This is a genomic window from Coprobacter tertius (assembly GCF_024330105.1).
GTDB classification, from domain to species: domain Bacteria; phylum Bacteroidota; class Bacteroidia; order Bacteroidales; family Coprobacteraceae; genus Coprobacter; species Coprobacter tertius.
Map to the genome: position 1 here is coordinate 162,994 of NZ_JANDHW010000004.1, position 17,766 is coordinate 180,759.

Sequence of the window (17,766 nt, forward strand, 5' to 3'; positions counted from 1 at the left end):
TTTATTTATCAAAATCTTTCGGTCTCTTCTCTTGCCGGTTAACTCCACCGAAGAAACGTTCGGCTTTTACTTTACGTTGTAGTTGCATCATACCGTAAAGCATAGCTTCGGGACGGGGAGGACAACCGGGAATATAAACATCTACCGGAAGAATCTCGCCTACACCTTTCAGCACATGATAAGAATTTTTAAAGGGGCCCCCTGATATGGCACACCCTCCTACGGCAATTACATATTTTGGTTCAGCCATTTGGTCATACAAACGCTTAAGAACCGGTGCCATTTTATGAACGATCGTACCTGCGACCATAATAAAATCGGCCTGACGAGGGGAAGCCCGCGCTACCTCGAAGCCGAAACGGGCCATATCGTAACGGGCTGCGCCCACCGACATGAACTCGATACCGCAACAGCTGGTTGCAAACGTAAGGGGCCACAAAGAATTAGAACGCCCCCAGTTAATAAGTTCATCAAGACTTCCGACCACCACATTGGTACCCGATTCACGAAGCTGCTGAACCAACTTATCGATATATTCATTGTCTTTGAAGTCATCATGCTTCATTGATTTTATTTTCACTTCCATTCTAACGCTCCTTTCCTCCAGGCATATGCTAATCCGAATATCAGGATTATCATGAAAAACAAAATATTAATGAGTCCGGCTACCCCTAAATCTCTGACGATCACCGCCCAAGGGAATAAAAATACGGTTTCGACGTCGAACATCAGAAAAAGAATGGCAAACAGGTAGTAACCTACTTTAAACTGCATCCACGATGTCCCATGAGTTGGAATACCACACTCGTATGCTTCTCCTTTCTGCGGATTATACGACCGGGGTGCAATAAGTCCGGCTACCAGTAATGCTGCAGCCACTAAGGCCAGTCCTGTAAGAAATACAACGACAAATAATGCAGAATTCATATCAATACAATAATATATTTGAAATTATACTTATCACTAAACGTATTTCACGAATATTTCTTCGCTTTTATTTTTGATAAAATTTATGGCACTCCCAGTAAATAAAATAGGATATTCCAAATAATCACGTCCCTACGGTAGAGCATGTAATAATTTGAAACATCATCCGGTAATGCGTAATACTTTACCCATTTTATCATCAGGATAAAAAATCATTTTCGAAAACGATCATCGGTATAAAAGGCCCGTATTTCCGCAATACTATCAATCTTTTATGATTTCCTCAGAAACAGAAAATACTAAAAACAATAATCTCCTGTAAATAAACATCATAAAAGAAATGTAAACATTCGAAAATCAAGCATAGTCTATATTATGATCTCTTATCCTCCTCGTTTGTAGGAGTATATAAAATTCCCTTTTTATGTACTCCTTTTAAACGATTTTCATTAATCGAGTCCAAAGTAACACAATTAATAAAAGGCGAACAAATTATTCGGAGTTATTTTTGAGATGCTTAAAATAAAAAAAACGTTAATACATCTTTATCAAAATTACATTTATGTCTTATAGAATGAAGAATAAGAGTTACAGACTAACTTTCGGACAACAAATATTAAATCCCATAAATAAAACATACTTAATTATTCGTCGAAAATTTTCCACCGTCAGATTAAATCTAACAAAAAGTCAGATCAATATTCAAAATAATTATTCTCAAGCCTATTTATCTATAAAATTTAACTCCATTCAAATAAGAAACATGACATATTGCCGTTTTTATAATAAATAGTATATTTGCATATAAGAAGTGCATTACAAAATATAATCTGATTACTTACAGTCCCCCAAAAACAAGCAAAATGGTAAAGATATTCTGGCCGTACAGTTTTATTCTTACGGCACTTTTCATCATCTCTTTTTATACTTTATCTTACACGCTCGACGTTTATAATAGCAAACCGGTTTTTTATACCGCATTCTCTATACTTTGCTTAGCATTTATTCAACTTGTCATAAACCTGATATATACGATTTCCTGTATAAAAAAGGGGCCTTTAGAATCCCTCATTCTGGGTGTGTTCGAAATCGGATTTCTCACATTAGGAATTCTATACATGTGGAATTTTCTATTTCTGGATTGCTGATAGTAGCAAAAATACCCCGAAACCCATATGGATTTCGAGGTATTATTTTCGATAAATATTATATTTTCATTTTTTAAAATAATAGTCGAGAACATCCCGAGCCGCGGTAAATGAACTCTGTTCGTCAGAGAGAATACGCGATTCTTTTATTTTAAGCATTTCTTTGATTTCATTATTCCGATAAAAATGCTCTTTTAATTGTTCGTTTATCGTCTCGTACATCCAATATTTAGCCTGTTCCTGACGTTTATGATTAAAATAACCGTTTTTCTTTACAAACTCCATATATGAATCGATCATATTCCATACCTCAGGAATCCCCAATTCATAATAGCCCGAATAAGTCAGTACCTGCGGTTGCCAACCCGACATCGTAGGAGGGAAAAGATGCAAAGCATTTTTGAACTGTGCCTGAGCCAAACGAGCCTTTTCAATATTATCTCCATCGGCCTTATTGATGACAATGCCGTCAGCCATCTCCATTATGCCCCGTTTTATTCCCTGTAACTCATCCCCGGTCCCGGCCAATTGTATTAACAGAAAAAAATCGACCATGGAATGTACCGCTGTCTCCGATTGTCCCACTCCGACGGTTTCGACAAATACAGTATCGAAGCCCGCAGCCTCACATAAAACAATTGTTTCCCGTGTCTTACGGGCTACTCCTCCCAATGATCCGGCCGAAGGAGAAGGGCGAATGAATGCTCCGGGATGAATCGAAAGCTTCTCCATACGAGTTTTATCTCCCAATATACTGCCTTTAGAACGTTCACTACTGGGATCGATGGCTAAAACAGCCAACTTACCTCCTTTTTTAAGCACATGTAAACCGAATACATCGATAGAAGTACTTTTCCCCGATCCGGGAACTCCGGTTATTCCGATACGTATAGAATTTCCGGCATACGGAAGGCATTTTTCTATCACCTCCTGGGCTAAAGCCTGATGATCCGGCAAGTTACTTTCAACTAACGTAACCGCTTGGCTTAATATAGAGATATCTCCCTTCAATATTCCTTCTATGTATTCTCCAGCCGTATATTGTCTCCGCTTTATTTTGCGCATACGATTAAGATAAGGATTTACAGAAGGAGGTTGTTCAACACCTTTATTTACAGCAAGTCCCTCAAAGCAGGAGTCATTCTCAATGTGTTCCATGTACTAAAATCAATATATTATTATTTAAAATTACCGATGACCGGTAAAGAAACCGTTGGTGTAACAGGATCGTTAGTAATAATAAATACTCGTTGGTTTAGTAACCGACTGCGCGTTTTACGCGGATTTACAGTTATCTTTAATTGTATCGTTTTTCCCGGCTGTACGCTCATTCTCGATATAGTTGCTGTCATAACAGACGATTCATTAGACACTTTACGTATCTGCAAGTTCATTTTCCCCTCGTTGGTAATATTCACAACAGCAACGACCGGTTTATCTCCGGATATATCTCCAAAATCTACGGTATTCTTGTCTAATACAATTTTCGGAGCTTTTTCTTTTTGTTCTTCTGAGAGACCCGAATAATCCTCTCGTATATCTGCCGAAACCGTTATCTTGTTAAAAGGAGATGCCATAGATTCCCCTGGAAACCGAATAAGAAATTCATCGCGACGCATACCCCAATCTTTTGCCGCAGCCGCATCATATTCAACCTCAATTTCTCCCTTTCCACCAGGAGCAACGACATCGGGAACTTGTTTGACCGTAAGATGAAGAGGCACCCGCTCGAAATTTAATTTCAAAGGAGAATGCGTATTGTTTTCAAAGCCGACCGATAAGACTCTGGGCTGCCGAGTATATACTTCAAAAAAAGGCAAATGCGTAGATTTAAGAGTTATACCCTCCATTTTTACACCGCTCAATGCCCCTGTACTCCTACCCTCTGAATTTACATTTCCTTTAATATACAGAATTTGTTTATCCGGATCGGTATTAGCATAAACGTAAACATTTTTCAGAAAACGCCCCGGACGCCCTTTCGCATTGTATGTTACTTTTATTTTTCCGGTTTTTCCAGAAGCTATCGGTTCTTTGGGATATTCAGGACGAGTGCATCCGCAAGATGCTGTTACGCGAGTGATCACTAACGGAGAATCTCCCGTATTTTTAAATTTAAATTCACATGTCACACTACCGATACTTTCCGAAAAACTGCCGAAATCATGGTTCGTCTCCGTAAATTCTATTTTTGGGCTGGACTGCGCAAATAACAAAAGCGGAGAAAAAGAAAAAAGAATGATAAAAAAATATAACCGACTGATTATTTCCATAGCCTGTAAATCCTTATCATTTATTTTTTATTTACCGACGGAATCACCGTCCCTTTAATCGTCAATATCGATTTATCGGGTTTAGTATTACTGTAAACATAAACGTTTTTCTGAAATGCTCCCGGACGACCTTTTGCATTATAAGTTACTTTTATAATACCTTTTTTACCGGGAGCAACCGGCTGCTGCGGATATTCGGGTATCGTACATCCACAGGAAGCTGAAGCGCGTATAATAATAAGAGGTGCATTCCCTGTATTCACAAATTCAAATTCACAACTTACAGTACCATCAGATTCCTGAACGTTACCAAAGCTATGTGTAATTTCTTTAAACTGTATGCGCGCTTCTTTTTGAGCAAACGCAAGCGTAGTACCGATGAGAATCATCGCAAAAAACAAGATTATTCTTTTCATATCAATCTTATTTAAATTAAACCGAAAGACAAATATATTCATTTTATGCATTCATGGGTAAATCTTTGCAAAGTTTATTACTTCTGATAAATCTACAAACATCGCCTAATGAATTACAAAAATCCTACCAATAAGTTTATCCAGGAGTTCTTTTGAATTATATTTGCACTTAACAATAAACAATTAATATGGATAAAATACAAAAAAATCCTCTCAATTATTACAAAGAATTAATACTATCGAACGAGGAGAAACTCGCTTTTACACAAAAAAGAATATATCTGATCGGCACTTTACGACTTCTCATTGTTCTTTTTACTCTCGCCGCAATTTATTTATTGTGGGATAAAGGTGCGACCGTTATTTTCTCGGTTTTTATTACCGGTTTAGCGATATTTTTGACATTGATGCGTATTCACAACCGTTATTTTATAAATAAAGCGATGCAAGAAGCGATTCGTGATATTTGCAAAAAAGAGTTACGGCTTTTTCAATATGATTTCGAAGGATGCGACACAGGAAGCGAATATACCGATTCGGCGCACGACTATTCAAATGACCTCGATATTTTCGGACCAAAGTCGATATTTTCGTATATCGACCGAAGCGCCACCTCTATCGGACGAGATAAACTTGCCGAAATGTTAAAATACCCCTCATCTGATATTCGGGATATTCGCCGGAAACAACAAGCGATAAAAGAACTTTCGAGAATGAATAAACTAAGGTTAGAACTTTTAGCGCAAGGCATGATATCGGAAGAAAACCGTTCGAACCGATATATTATCGAAGAAATATCTGATTTAAAACCGGCTCCGGCCTTATGGTTGCGTATTGTTTCACGTTATATACCCTACATTTTCATCTTCCTTTTTGCAACATGGCTCTCTGGTTTTATTCCCGGTATTGTCATATTATATCTTTTTATTGCCTGCTTTTTATTAGCGATTTTTAAAAGTAAAAAAATAACTCGTATACAAGAACAATTAAACAATGGACTAAAATCACTCAAAAGCTACGCCGTACTCATCAGTCAAATAGAATCGACCGATTTTTCGAGTTCTTTATTAAAAGACCTGAAAAATAAACTCGAAACAGATGGTATACCCGTTTCGGTAAGAATAAAAAAACTCGGGCAATTATTATCTAATCTCGACCAACGTTATAACGGGATAGGCTTTGCACTACTTAACGGCTTTTTACTATGGGACTTCCGGCAACTTTCAGCAATCGGAGAATGGCTCGATAAAAACGCAAGCGAATTAAAAAAATGGTTACAAGTTCTCGCCCGCTTCGATGCATTATGTTCTTTAGCAACTTACACTTATAACCATCCGAACTATATTTTCCCTTCACTTAATGACTCTGATTCTCCCGTAATTCGAGCCCGAGAGATGGGACATCCTCTGATAAATGCAGACCGTTGCGTATGTAACGATATCTCAATGGAAAGTCGTCCCTCATTTCTGGTAATTACAGGAGCAAACATGGCAGGTAAAAGCACATATTTACGAGCCATAGGTGTAAATTTTCTTTTAGCTTCAGCCGGAGCACCGGTGTACGCAAAAGAATTTATTTTTAGCCCTTGCTCTTTATTTACCAGTTTACGGACAACCGACTCGTTAAGCGACCAAGAATCATATTTTTTTGCAGAATTGAAAAGATTGAAAACAATTGTCGATAGATTGCATACCGGAGAAAAAATGTTTATCATTCTCGATGAAATATTAAAAGGGACTAACTCGACCGACAAACAAACCGGGTCACTGGCCCTTATCGAACAATTGATCGGATTAAATGCATCGGGAGTTATCGCTACACATGACCTCATGCTGGGTAAATTAGCCAATGATCATCCGGGCATTATTTTTAATTATCGGTTCGAAGCCGATATCACCGATAACGAACTCTCGTTTTCTTATCGGCTACAACCCGGTATCGCACAAAATATGAATGCTTGTTTCCTAATGAAAAAAATGGGTATTATTCCCGAAAGCCGCTCCTTGTAATAACATGCCTATACTGACAATTTTCTTTTTTAACGCATTCGATTCCTTTTTTATTTACTTAATGTCGTATATTTGCGGCCCGTGTGCTTGTACAACCACGTAAAAAACAAGATTTATGAGAAAAAATGTAAGCATTCCCTTTATGGCATTAGGGATTTTATTTTGCGTATGCCTTATTATCTCCAATATTTTGGAAGTTAAAATGATTGAAATAGGCAGTATTACCGCCACTGCCGGGCTTATCGTTTTCCCTATTTCTTATATTATCAACGACTGTATCGCCGAAGTTTGGGGCTATAAAAAGGCACGGCTTATCATATGGGCCGGTTTCGCCATGAATTTTCTCGCGGTAGCATTCATACAGATAGCAATTTTATTACCAGCTGCCGGTTTTTGGAACGGGCAGGAATCTTTTGCCTCGGTCTTTTCCGCCACCCCAAGAATAGCCGTAGCGAGTTTATTAGCATTTCTGGCCGGTTCGTTCCTGAACGCTTATGTAATGAGCCGAATGAAAGTTGCCAGTAATGGTAAAAGATTTTCATTAAGGGCTATGGTTTCTACATTAGTGGGAGAAAGTGCCGATTCACTGATTTTTTTTCCTATCGCATTCGGAGGAATCGTTCCATTTGAAGATTTATGTAAACTTATTATAACACAAGCCATTCTTAAATCAGGATACGAAGCCCTAATATTACCGGTGACCATACAAGTAGTAAAATACATTAAGAAAATCGACGGAAGCGACGTATATGATAAAGACATTTCTTACAATATTCTGAAAATAAAAGAAGTATAAATATCCTCAATAATGGAAAATAAAGGACTTACCCTGCTGGGTGGAAAAACGGAATATAAACAAAATTATGCCCCCGAAGTATTGGAAGCATTCGAGAACAAGCATCCCGAAAACGATTATTGGGTAAGATTTAACTGCCCCGAATTTACAAGTTTGTGCCCAATTACAGGACAACCGGATTTCGCAACGATACAAATCGATTACATTCCGGATATAAAAATGGTAGAAAGTAAAAGTCTGAAATTGTATTTATTCAGTTTTCGCAACCATGGAGCTTTTCATGAAGATTGCGTTAATATTATCATGAAAGATCTTATAAAGCTTATGAACCCCAAATACATCGAAGTCACCGGCTTTTTTACCCCGCGTGGAGGTATAAGCATATATCCGTATTGCAATTACGGACGACCCGATACCGAATTTTATGAAATGGCCAAAAATCGGCTCAAAAATCATAAATAACAGAAATTAAGGGTAGATTTTTGTATATTTCCTACTCCAAATTAATAATAAAGTGCACCCTACCGGTTTATTCGACTTACAGGGCGCACTTTTTCACAAAAAAATGCATTAGAGGTAATAAAACGCGCGAGACGGAGCAATAGAATTGTGAAACAATGATTTAAGGTAAGATGCTGGTAAATAGCTAAGCCAACGGAAACCTCCGTTGCGTTACCAAGTCATAACCGTTTTCGGGGATTGAAAGGAGGTAACGAAGAAGGGAGAATGCGGCGAAAGTAGGTAGCTTGCGGCAATTTCCCGGCCTTTGCAGAAAGCAAAGGTAAGCGATCTTTCGGTGAACGTTGCAAAAAAGAGGGCTTTCAGATTCTATTGCGCTAATTGGCTGCGATTTGCGTATCGACGAATAACTCCATAGTTAATAGTTTTGAACCGTTAAAAATGGGAGTTATGAGAAGTACGTTCAGCGTTTTGTTTTACCTGAAAAGAAAAGATGTCAGAAAAGACGGTACGGTTCCGGTTATGGGGCGTACCACCATCGAAAACGGGTGGCTCATGCGCGACCCGTTTGTCTGTCGAACAATATGCCCATCGAAACGGTCAGTTCGATTCTGGGGCAAAAGAACATCCGCACGACACAAATCTACGCCAAGATTACCAAAGAGAAAGTTAAAAATGATATGACCGCTCTTGCTGCGCAGTTAAACGCTATCGAGGAGTTTGCTGGTGTGGCAATCTAATAATCTAAAAGGATATGAAAAGAGACAGCATCACAATCGGCGACAACGGCGTAACCCTGACGGGGAGCGAGGTATGGATGACGGCAATGGAGCTTGCCGAGCTGTTCGGCACGACTGCCGGAGCGGTAAACGCGGGCATCAAGGCAATCATCAAAAGCAATACGCTGCATGATTACGGGGTCTGCAAGTACGTTCGTCTGGGAAACGGCAACGGTGCGGACGTGTATAGTATAGAGGTCGTGGCCTCCCTTGCGTTCCGGCTCAATACGCGCAATGCGCCGCTGTTTTGTGTAAATGGCTGATCCGACGAGCAACCTTCCCAACACAGGCGACGGCTCCGATTATCATTCGGTACAAAGAGGAATTTAGCTGTTAAAAATGCGATTTTCCAATCGCAGCAGATTTATTTATCGATTTGAAATTTAATTATTTGGCTCGAACAGCCAAAATAGCTACTTTTGGAGTGTCCCATCAGACGCGGACGAGAACAAGTATATGTGGCTGGATTTTTATATGTTCGTGACCCTCGCGGCAGGCATTGCCCTGACCGTTCTGGGTTGGCAGTTGTGCGGTATCCATATCCCCCGCGGGGAGGATACCCACCGGCTGCGCACGGCACGCGCCATCCTTGCCGCATCCTATTTCATCCTTGCCGCTCCTGCTTTCTGCGAGCTTCTCAGCGGAGGAGAAGCCGACCGGAAAATCATTGCAGTCCTTACGGTAGCCACAGCCGCCTGTCAATCCCTGCTGTTCACGGCCACGCTGCTGACCTTTATCCAGCCGTTGTACGTCACCCGCCGCCGGGTGTGGACGCAGGTGGGGATCGTTGCGGCTGCAGCGGCCCTGTTCCTGCTGGTGGCGCTCGGAAGCGATGCACGGTGGATATTCTACGTTGCATTGGCGGCCTACGCGATACAGTTGGCCTGGTATACGCTGGTGTTCCGCCGCGAATATGCCGAAAGCCTGCGGCTGTTGGAGGAGTATTACGACGAAGACCAGCATACGCGGCTGCGTTGGGCGAAATTCGGATTCTATGCCGCGCTCACGGTCGGTATCGTCGCCTCGCTGTCCGTGTGGCTGCCGCCGGCCGTCTATAATCTCTTTACCGTCGGTTACGTCCTGTTCTACGGGTGGTTCGCCAACCGTTTTTCCAACTATGCGGCAAAAATCAATTATTACCTGCCTGCCGTCATGCAGAAACCGGAGCCGGTTCTCCCGCAAGCGGCGGATGTGGCCGTGGCCGGATTGTCCGCATCGGAGATAACGAAGGAGAAAGAGCATCTGCGGATCGCGCTCGAACGCTGGGTTGCCGGGCGGGGTTTCACCCGTCCCGAAGAGAGCCGGGAACAAATCACACGGGAGCTGGGGACGACAAAGGATTTTCTTAATTGGTATTTCAAAACCGAAATCCGGCAGGATTTCCGCTCGTGGCGGATCGGGTTGCGTATCGAATACGCCAAACAGTCGATGGCCGAAGAATCCGGTCTCTCCATGAACGGTCTCGCAAAAAAGGTCGGTTACGCCACCAAAAGCAATTTTTACGGACATTTCAAAAAACTCACGGGCGAAACTCCGGTCGAGTACCAGCGGCGGATCGCATCGAAACGCTGAAACCACACCCTTTCTTCGAGTAAATAACAGACTCCGCAGGAAACGTCAAACGTGTTTTTGCGGGGGATCAGGCGGTCTATTTCGTGTAAAAAATGAAATAGACCGGTCTATTTCACGCCACAACATCAAATAGACCACCCGCGTCCTTGCCTCCATGCCCTCCGTGACGTAAATTTATGGCTATTAAATAGCGAATATTAATATTTTATTACTGTAAAGAACTTATGAAAGCGAAATTCTTGACTCTTTTCTTGTCGGCGGTGGCGCTGCTGGCAGCGTGCGATAAAGACAATGATCCGGTAGCGGTGTCGGATGCCGTGCCGGAAGGTATCACCGTCACCACCTACGACACCCTCCTCGAAGCCCTGAAGACGGGCGGCGCCTCGGCCGACGCCCCTACACTCATCACGCTGGGCGGCGACATCACGATACCCGCGGGAGGTGACAACACCAACCCTCCCATAAACGGCAGCGGCCACTTCAAGATAGACGGCGGCGGCCACACCCTCACCTGGGAAGGGGAAGACAACAACTTCCACTTCCTCGGCAATGCCAGCCCCGACGCCGATGCCGTTTATATAGAACTCACCAATATCAATCTGGTCCGACAAGGTATGAACGCCGCGGTAGGTGTTTACAACGGCAGGATTACGCTGGGCAAAGACGTGGCATTGAACGGGCAATATAAAACCATGATTGTGGCTGTCGGCGAGAAAGCGGCATTGGAACTGGGTGACGGCTGCGAATTGTCTTGCACGGCAGTCAGCGGTTCGTGCTGTGTAAGCGTCTGGTATGGCGCCACCCTCGTGCTGAACGGGGGAAAGACCGCTGCCGGGGCTTACATAGACCTAAGCTGCTATTTTTACCCGGCCGTCTCCTATCCCCTCATCTCCGTTCCGAAAGCCCTCACGGGTGATGTGCAACTCCTTCTCACCACGATCGGTGTAACCTCCATCGCCCAAGGTGCTGGCGGTTACCAACTGACGCAGGCGGACTGCGACCGTCTGAAAGTGGATCCGGAGTCAACGGTCAGCCTCTATGGAGAGCCGCATCAGAAGTACGGCGACAACTTCGAGCTTTACCTCGACCCGGCGGCGGAACATCAAATCAAGCTGCGCCTGAAGAATTTCACACCCCCCACTTCCGGCAACATCGACATGACCTCTATGACTGCCGACGAAGCGCAGCTAACTATCCTTGCCGCCCTCGCCGCAGGCTTCACCGAAATCAAGCTGACGGGCGAACTTTACAAAACAGGAATTGGCGGTAACTGGGGTACGTTTATCAATAATAAAAAAATCACGAAATGCGACCTCACCGGAGTGACGGACTGGGGTAGAACGCCAACTCTACCCGATGTCGCCTTTGCGAATTGCACCGCCTTGCAGGAGGTGACGCTGCCCGATGATATGAAGGTAATCGGAAATGGTGCTTTTTTAGGTTGCGCTGCGCTGACTACGGTGAATCTTTCGCAGGTTACCTGGATTAATCTAAACGCATTCTGGGGATGCACTTCATTGGAGACGCTCGCTTTGGATAATGTGACTGCGATAGGCCAAGAGGCTTTCTACGGATGCACGGGCCTCGAAACGCTCAAAATACCGAAGTGTACCCAGTTCGGCACTTATATCGTAACGGGCTGCCGCAGCCTCACCCGGATAGAAGCCACCGCAGCCGGAGATTTCGTTGACATAAGTGATGGTACCAACAGTATAGAGCGTATCGCCGTTTTTCACAACAGAGACGGTCATTCCGGAGATAGCGCATTCAATCCCGCCAAGTGCGACCTCGTGCTGAACGCCGACAAGAAGCAGGATGGCAATGCCACCCCCCAAGTCTTCAGCGGCAACGAATGGCTTATGATGCCCAGCGGCGAACTCATGAGATGGAATAGCATCACCTTTGCGCAGCAGTAATCCGCGCCTTTCCCGAAGTTGAACTTTACCCGACTCGAAGTTCGGCTTCGGGAAATAGTAGGCATAACTATTTCCGACTATCAAATGTCTGTCAAGGAAGGAAAAACATAAAAATCATTCAATAGGATAGAGTTTACGAGTACGTTTGTGTGGTATCGGCTACAAGTATGCTTGCGGCAAGCTTTTTTTTCTTGCTTGATGAGGAGTGCACTCTATTTCGTGAAGCGTATCGCCGGCCTTGTCGGGCTTAGGTAGCTTGCTTCCGCCACTTCATTTTATGCCGTTAAATGAAGATAAACGAATTATCAGGCAGATTCGAGACGGTAAGAATAGTGCCTGCGCTATTCGCAATATAAGGGGCGGAGCCACCGCCCGAAAAAGAAAATCTTTCCGTTTCTTACGAAGCGGGGAGCCTTTATACGGTTATACTATTGTTGGAGAAAAGGCGAGAGAAAGGATCAGAAAATGCGGAAATCTTTTGCCATATCCGGTTTTGATCTATATTTGTATAGAGTTGTTTGAAAAATATGCAAAGCGCGGCAATTCACAGCAGTTGCACGTTCGCTAAAGCATAACCTACCTTATTTCAAGGTCATACTCTATGGCTTATTTTCAATAATTTGTCTCAAATCTGCATTTTTTATTTAAAAATCATTTATAAATTCTTTAAGAAACAGATTTACCCGAACAACATAAGTCATTCGGGCTTTCATCTTTTTTATATTTTTCAAACATTTATAAGCTCGTAATCTCTATTCCCGAGGCCTATCTTTTCGGCGTGTTCAAGACCGGCACGCCAATCGGTATCAGGATGCAAATACGTAAATTTATCCTTTCCCGCTAAATGATCATGACTATGCGCTTCGTATAATTTACTGCCCGGAATGGCCGGTGCACCTGTTACCAAATCGGCGCAAGCCATATCTAAAGCGACCGGGTCGAAAGATGCCGCAATACCTAAATCGGGAACAATAGCTGCATCGTTATGGTTCCAGCAATCACACTCCGGCGATACATTCATGATAAAACTGACATGAAAATGCGGTTTTCCCTTCAATACCGCCAACGTATATTCGGCGATTTTACAATTTAGGCGTTGCGAGGTATCGTCTTTTCCCAATTTCGCCGCATCAAACTGACAAAGCGCCACACACTGCCCGCAACCGACACATTTTTCATAATCGATAGTCGCAATATGTTCCATATTTAAATGAATCGCGTCGTGCGCACAATTTTTTACACAGATATTGCAGCCACGACAATTTTCAGCAACGACTATGGGAGCCGAAGCGGAGTGTAATTCTAACTTACCACCTACACTCGCACAACCCATCCCCAAATTTTTCAACGCTCCACCGAAGCCTGTCTGCTCATGTCCTTTAAAATGATTCATTGTAACGATAATATCAGCATCTGCAATCGCTGTTCCGATTTTTGCCGTACGGCAAAATTCCTGATCGATCACGATTTCACGATAGTCAGTACCTTTCAGGCCGTCAGCAATAATCACTTGACATTTGGCCGATATGGGGTTAAAACCGTTATCCATTGCACTCTGTAAGTGGTCTACAGCATTAGAGCGGTGTCCCGAGTACAAGGTATTACTATCGGTAAGAAAAGGTTTTGCACCCATTTCTCTCAGAACATCGGCCATACGAGCCGCATAATTAGGTCGTATATAGGCCAAATTGCCGGGCTCCCCGAAATGTATCTTTATCGCTGTAAACTGATGATTAAAATCGATGTCGGCAATACCGGCCTTTCGGACCAAACGCTCCATTTTATCCAGTAAATTGGAAGAGGGAGTAGTGTGTAAATTTGTAAAATAAACTTTTGACTTTTCCATATAGATCATTTTTTCAACAAACCACTTTCTTTTTTAACATATCATTTAAATAAACGTCCTTGTGAAGCATTCCGCTCTCTCATCTTACGCAATAAACGTGCAGTAAATTCGTGATTCTTTATTCCCCAACGGGGAGCAATCAATAACTCATCGGGCGATTGAGACACAAAACGCTCGAGTATGATATTCGGCCGCAACATTTCTATAAAATCCACGACCAAATCGATATATTCGTCAAGCTGATATAAATGAAACCCTTCGGGATCTTTTTTATATTCAGCCGCCATGCGGGTATTACGTATAAGTTGCAGTTGATGTAGTTTAAGTGTCGTCAACGGTAACTCAGACAATTTTACGGCATGTTGCAATATCATATTCCGCGACTCTCCCGGCAATCCCATAATCATATGGGCTCCTGTAAATATACCGGCTTCTGCCGTACGACAAATAGCTTTTACAGAATCTGAATACCGGTGTCCCCGATTTATTCGCATAAGCGTTTCATCAAAAGTAGATTCTACGCCATATTCAACCAGAACAAATACTTTTCGAGATAACTCCCGTAAATAACCCAACAATTCATCGGGCATGCAATCGGGCCGTGTACCGATGATCAGACCCACTACTTCCGGATACCGTAAAGCTTGTTCATATTTTTCAATCACATCCGCTACATCTCCGTAAGTATTTGTGTAAGCCTGAAAATATGCCAAATAACGCATCTCGGGATATTTACGTCGAAAAAACGAAATTCCTTCACTTAGTTGCCGGTCGATACTTTTATCTGTATGGCAATATTGCGGACTAAAGGTCTGATTATTACAATAAGTACATCCGCCCCAGCCCTTTTCACCATTCCGGTTAGGGCAAGTAAAACCTGCATTTACCGATATCTTCTGCACTTTAAACGGGAAACGACTTTTCAGAAAATCTCCGAATTCGTTATATCGTTTCTCTTCCATCCCTATTTACCGAATTCTCTGTAAAACTCAATAACAGCTTCTATTCCTTTTTCAAACACTTCGATCTGATGATTCTCATTGGGAGAATGAATTGCATTTGATTCGAGTCCGAATCCCATTAAGACCGTTTTAGTACCCAAAATTTTTTCAAACGAAGCAATAATCGGGATACTTCCTCCACGTCGTACTGCCAGCGGTTTCTTTTCGAAAGCCTTTGTATAAGCTTTTTCGGCAGCCTTATACGCCGGTAAGTCGATAGGACACACGTAACTTTCACCGCCGTGCATCGGAGTAACTTTCACTTTTACGTAATCGGGGGCAATACGTTCGATATAATCGATGAACAATTTAGATATCTTTTCATGTTGCTGATGCGGAACCAACCGGCTCGATACTTTAGCTGTAGCCTTCGATGGCAACACAGTTTTAGAACCTTCAGCCGTATATCCTCCCCAAATTCCGCAAACATCGAACGTAGGACGTATAGCTGTACGCTCGAGTGTCGTATATCCTTTTTCTCCAAAAAGCGACTTTACTCCGATAGCCTCTGCATACGCTTCATCACTATGAGGAACTTCAGCAAGCATTTCCCGTTCGATCGTTGAAACTTCCTCTACATCATCATAAAAATGAGGAATAGTAATTCGGCCATCTTTATCGGTAATATCGGCAATCATTTTACACAATATATTTATAGGATTAGCTACGGCCCCACCGAATATCCCCGAATGCAAATCTCTATTGGGACCGGTAACTTCTATTTCCCAATATGCCAAACCACGCAATCCCGTCGTAATAGAAGGAGTCTCTTTTGCTACCATACTGGTATCTGAAACCAAAATCACATCTGACTTCAATAGATCTTTATTTTCCCGGCAAAAATCCTCCAAACCGGGAGAACCGATTTCCTCACCCCCTTCTAATAAGAATTTTACATTACATTGTAATAATCCACTTTTCAACGCAGCTTCAAAACCCTTCACCTGAATAAACGACTGGCCTTTATCATCGTCGGCCCCTCGAGCCCATATACGCCCATCTCTTATCTCCGGTTCAAAAGGATCGCTTTTCCATAACTCGAGAGGTTCTACCGGCATCACATCATAATGACCGTAAACCAAAACGGTAGGAGCATTATCATTAACCGTTTTAGAGGCAAAAACTACCGGATTTGCCGATGTAGGCATAATCTCCGCTTTATCTACCCCCGCTTCGAGCAACAGCTCTGCCCAACGTTTAGCACACGCCAACATATCGCCTTTATGAGATGGCTTATCACTTATCGACGGTATACGCAGTAACGAAAACAACTCACGATAAAATCGATCGGAATTAGCAGTTATATATTCCTTTGCATTCATAGGATTAAAATTATAAATGTTTTGTTTTATTCAATAAATAATGATCGAGGACGACCATAGCAGCCATAGATTCTACAATAGGTACTGCTCTGGGTAATACGCACGGATCATGCCGGCCTTTCGCTTTCAGTGTAACTTCACGACCTGATGCATCGACCGTCTGAATATCGCGCAATATAGTCGCAACCGGTTTAAAAGCTACCCGAAAATAAATATCTTCACCATTGGATATTCCTCCTTGTATACCTCCCGAATGGTTGGTAAGCGTCGTAACCTTTTCCCCATCGACAGTAAAAACATCATTCATTTGTGAACCTCGATACTGTACTCCGTTAAATCCCATACCATACTCAAATCCTTTTACTGCATTTATTCCGAGCATCGCAGCACCAAGATCGGCATGTAATTTATTGAATACAGGATCGCCCAACCCGACAGGAACGTTACGTACAACACAGGTTATCACCCCACCGACCGTATCGCCCTGAGAACGCACCTCATCGATCAATTCTATCATACGAATCGCAGTTTCGTCATCGGGGCAACGTACGATATTCGACTCGGCATGAGAGATATCGTATTGGGTATACTCTCCGGGTAACTTAACATCACCTACCTGTGAAGTAAAGGCATTTATTTCTATCGATAACGAACGCAATGCCAACTTGGCAAGAGCACCGGTTACAACCCGCGCAATCGTTTCCCGGGCCGACGAGCGCCCTCCACCACGGTGATCACGATTCCCATATTTACTAACATAAGTATAGTCGGCATGCGACGGACGATACGTTTCACGAAGATTATCATAATCGGACGAATGTTGATTTTCATTATAAATAACAAAACCGATAGGAGCACCCGTAGAACGGCCTTCGAATATACCGGAAAAAAATTCGACCCGATCGTTTTCTTTACGAGGGGTAACAATAGATGATTGCCCCGGGCGCCTGCGGTCGAGTTCGTGCTGTATAAAATCCATATCTATTTCTATTCCGGCAGGCATACCGTCTATCACTCCACCAACTCCAATACCATGAGATTCACCAAAGGAAGTGAGCCTGAATAATGTTCCGAATGTATTCATCTGTTTCTATAATTAAGCAAAGTAAAGATACTTCTTTTTATGAAAAAATAATGATAAAAAAAGAACAATTTCCCGACAAAAGAATGAACAAAATACGTTTTTACCTCCCAATAATTAACTTTTTAAACTAAATAAAACTAATCTACTTTAACTTTTTATCCAAAATTGGTATTTTTGCGCTTGTAATATTCATTATTATATGCTTATATAAACTCAAA

The 17,766-nt window shown here is 42.5% G+C and carries 15 protein-coding genes and 2 pseudogenes; 8 read left to right on the forward strand and 9 right to left on the reverse strand.

The window, feature by feature from the left end; all coding sequences use genetic code 11:
* Position 1: 1 nt before the first annotated feature.
* The 5 genes from NMU02_RS05505 to NMU02_RS05525 form a co-directional block, all read right to left on the reverse strand.
* On the reverse strand, positions 2-586 hold the full coding sequence (locus tag NMU02_RS05505; protein ID WP_255026387.1) for an NADH-quinone oxidoreductase subunit B: 585 nt from the start codon (positions 584-586) through the stop codon (positions 2-4).
* Positions 577-927 carry an NADH-quinone oxidoreductase subunit A gene (locus NMU02_RS05510; protein WP_255026389.1) on the reverse strand — a complete coding sequence of 117 codons (351 nt, stop codon included), beginning with the start codon at positions 925-927 and terminating at the stop codon, positions 577-579. Before NMU02_RS05510 ends, NMU02_RS05505 begins: the two co-directional genes overlap by 10 nt.
* A gap of 1,214 nt (positions 928-2,141) precedes the next feature.
* Positions 2,142-3,233 (reverse strand): methylmalonyl Co-A mutase-associated GTPase MeaB, encoded by a 1,092-nt coding sequence (gene meaB / locus NMU02_RS05515; protein ID WP_255026390.1) that lies wholly within the window; start codon positions 3,231-3,233, stop codon positions 2,142-2,144.
* A 20-nt stretch (positions 3,234-3,253) separates the two neighbouring features.
* Positions 3,254-4,348 (reverse strand): DUF1573 domain-containing protein, encoded by a 1,095-nt coding sequence (locus tag NMU02_RS05520; RefSeq protein ID WP_255026394.1) that lies wholly within the window; start codon positions 4,346-4,348, stop codon positions 3,254-3,256.
* A gap of 20 nt (positions 4,349-4,368) precedes the next feature.
* Positions 4,369-4,764, reverse strand: coding sequence for a DUF1573 domain-containing protein (locus tag NMU02_RS05525; RefSeq protein ID WP_255026396.1), 396 nt, complete (start codon positions 4,762-4,764; stop codon positions 4,369-4,371).
* Positions 4,765-4,952: 188 nt separating this feature from the next.
* Here NMU02_RS05525 and NMU02_RS05530 point away from each other — a divergent pair, with 188 nt between their 5' ends.
* From NMU02_RS05530 to NMU02_RS05560, 8 genes and pseudogenes are all read left to right on the forward strand, one after another.
* Positions 4,953-6,773, forward strand: coding sequence for a MutS-related protein (locus NMU02_RS05530; protein WP_255026399.1), 1,821 nt, complete (start codon positions 4,953-4,955; stop codon positions 6,771-6,773).
* A gap of 115 nt (positions 6,774-6,888) precedes the next feature.
* The gene (locus NMU02_RS05535) at positions 6,889-7,569 is read left to right on the forward strand and encodes a queuosine precursor transporter (protein ID WP_255026400.1); all 681 of its coding nucleotides are present in this window, start codon (positions 6,889-6,891) and stop codon (positions 7,567-7,569) included.
* A 12-nt stretch (positions 7,570-7,581) separates the two neighbouring features.
* Positions 7,582-8,031, forward strand: coding sequence for a preQ(1) synthase (gene queF / locus NMU02_RS05540; RefSeq protein WP_255026401.1), 450 nt, complete (start codon positions 7,582-7,584; stop codon positions 8,029-8,031).
* A gap of 447 nt (positions 8,032-8,478) precedes the next feature.
* A pseudogene (locus tag NMU02_RS13765) lies at positions 8,479-8,566 on the forward strand (Arm DNA-binding domain-containing protein); the annotation flags it as partial.
* 25 nt (positions 8,567-8,591) lie between these two features.
* Positions 8,592-8,768 (forward strand): annotated as a pseudogene (locus NMU02_RS05545) (site-specific integrase); the annotation flags it as partial.
* A 14-nt stretch (positions 8,769-8,782) separates the two neighbouring features.
* Complete coding sequence (locus NMU02_RS05550; protein ID WP_255026406.1) at positions 8,783-9,070, forward strand: virulence RhuM family protein; 288 nt, start codon at positions 8,783-8,785, stop codon at positions 9,068-9,070.
* Positions 9,071-9,263: 193 nt separating this feature from the next.
* Positions 9,264-10,379, forward strand: coding sequence for an AraC family transcriptional regulator (locus NMU02_RS05555; RefSeq protein ID WP_255026409.1), 1,116 nt, complete (start codon positions 9,264-9,266; stop codon positions 10,377-10,379).
* 224 nt (positions 10,380-10,603) lie between these two features.
* Positions 10,604-12,295 carry a leucine-rich repeat domain-containing protein gene (locus NMU02_RS05560; protein WP_255026410.1) on the forward strand — a complete coding sequence of 564 codons (1,692 nt, stop codon included), beginning with the start codon at positions 10,604-10,606 and terminating at the stop codon, positions 12,293-12,295.
* Positions 12,296-13,022: 727 nt separating this feature from the next.
* Here the strand turns inward: NMU02_RS05560 and NMU02_RS05565 are convergent.
* The 4 genes from NMU02_RS05565 to aroC are packed head-to-tail and all read right to left on the reverse strand — an operon-like array spanning position 13,023 to position 17,548.
* A complete protein-coding gene (locus tag NMU02_RS05565) occupies positions 13,023-14,141 on the reverse strand; it encodes a DUF362 domain-containing protein (RefSeq protein ID WP_255026411.1) in 1,119 nt (372 codons plus the stop codon).
* A 41-nt stretch (positions 14,142-14,182) separates the two neighbouring features.
* Positions 14,183-15,103, reverse strand: a complete 921-nt coding sequence (gene mnmL, locus NMU02_RS05570) for a tRNA modification radical SAM protein MnmL/YtqA (protein WP_255026412.1) — start codon at positions 15,101-15,103, stop codon at positions 14,183-14,185.
* Positions 15,104-15,105: 2 nt separating this feature from the next.
* Positions 15,106-16,464, reverse strand: coding sequence for a dipeptidase (locus NMU02_RS05575; RefSeq protein ID WP_255026413.1), 1,359 nt, complete (start codon positions 16,462-16,464; stop codon positions 15,106-15,108).
* Between the two features lie 10 nt (positions 16,465-16,474).
* Positions 16,475-17,548 carry a chorismate synthase gene (aroC, locus tag NMU02_RS05580; protein WP_255026415.1) on the reverse strand — a complete coding sequence of 358 codons (1,074 nt, stop codon included), beginning with the start codon at positions 17,546-17,548 and terminating at the stop codon, positions 16,475-16,477.
* Positions 17,549-17,766 lie beyond the last annotated feature (218 nt).

Coding starts and splice junctions, on each gene's coding strand:
- NMU02_RS05525 (WP_255026396.1), bottom strand. CDS start 4,764: ATGAAAAGAATAATCTTGTTTTTTGCGATGATTCTCATCGGTACTACG.
- NMU02_RS05560 (WP_255026410.1), top strand. CDS start 10,604: ATGAAAGCGAAATTCTTGACTCTTTTCTTGTCGGCGGTGGCGCTGCTG.
- NMU02_RS05535 (WP_255026400.1), top strand. CDS start 6,889: ATGAGAAAAAATGTAAGCATTCCCTTTATGGCATTAGGGATTTTATTT.
- NMU02_RS05520 (WP_255026394.1), bottom strand. CDS start 4,348: ATGGAAATAATCAGTCGGTTATATTTTTTTATCATTCTTTTTTCTTTT.
- aroC (WP_255026415.1), bottom strand. CDS start 17,548: ATGAATACATTCGGAACATTATTCAGGCTCACTTCCTTTGGTGAATCT.
- mnmL (WP_255026412.1), bottom strand. CDS start 15,103: ATGGAAGAGAAACGATATAACGAATTCGGAGATTTTCTGAAAAGTCGT.
- NMU02_RS05505 (WP_255026387.1), bottom strand. CDS start 586: ATGGAAGTGAAAATAAAATCAATGAAGCATGATGACTTCAAAGACAAT.
- NMU02_RS05565 (WP_255026411.1), bottom strand. CDS start 14,141: ATGGAAAAGTCAAAAGTTTATTTTACAAATTTACACACTACTCCCTCT.
- NMU02_RS05550 (WP_255026406.1), top strand. CDS start 8,783: ATGAAAAGAGACAGCATCACAATCGGCGACAACGGCGTAACCCTGACG.
- meaB (WP_255026390.1), bottom strand. CDS start 3,233: ATGGAACACATTGAGAATGACTCCTGCTTTGAGGGACTTGCTGTAAAT.
- NMU02_RS05555 (WP_255026409.1), top strand. CDS start 9,264: ATGTGGCTGGATTTTTATATGTTCGTGACCCTCGCGGCAGGCATTGCC.
- NMU02_RS05575 (WP_255026413.1), bottom strand. CDS start 16,464: ATGAATGCAAAGGAATATATAACTGCTAATTCCGATCGATTTTATCGT.
- queF (WP_255026401.1), top strand. CDS start 7,582: ATGGAAAATAAAGGACTTACCCTGCTGGGTGGAAAAACGGAATATAAA.
- NMU02_RS05510 (WP_255026389.1), bottom strand. CDS start 927: ATGAATTCTGCATTATTTGTCGTTGTATTTCTTACAGGACTGGCCTTA.
- NMU02_RS05530 (WP_255026399.1), top strand. CDS start 4,953: ATGGATAAAATACAAAAAAATCCTCTCAATTATTACAAAGAATTAATA.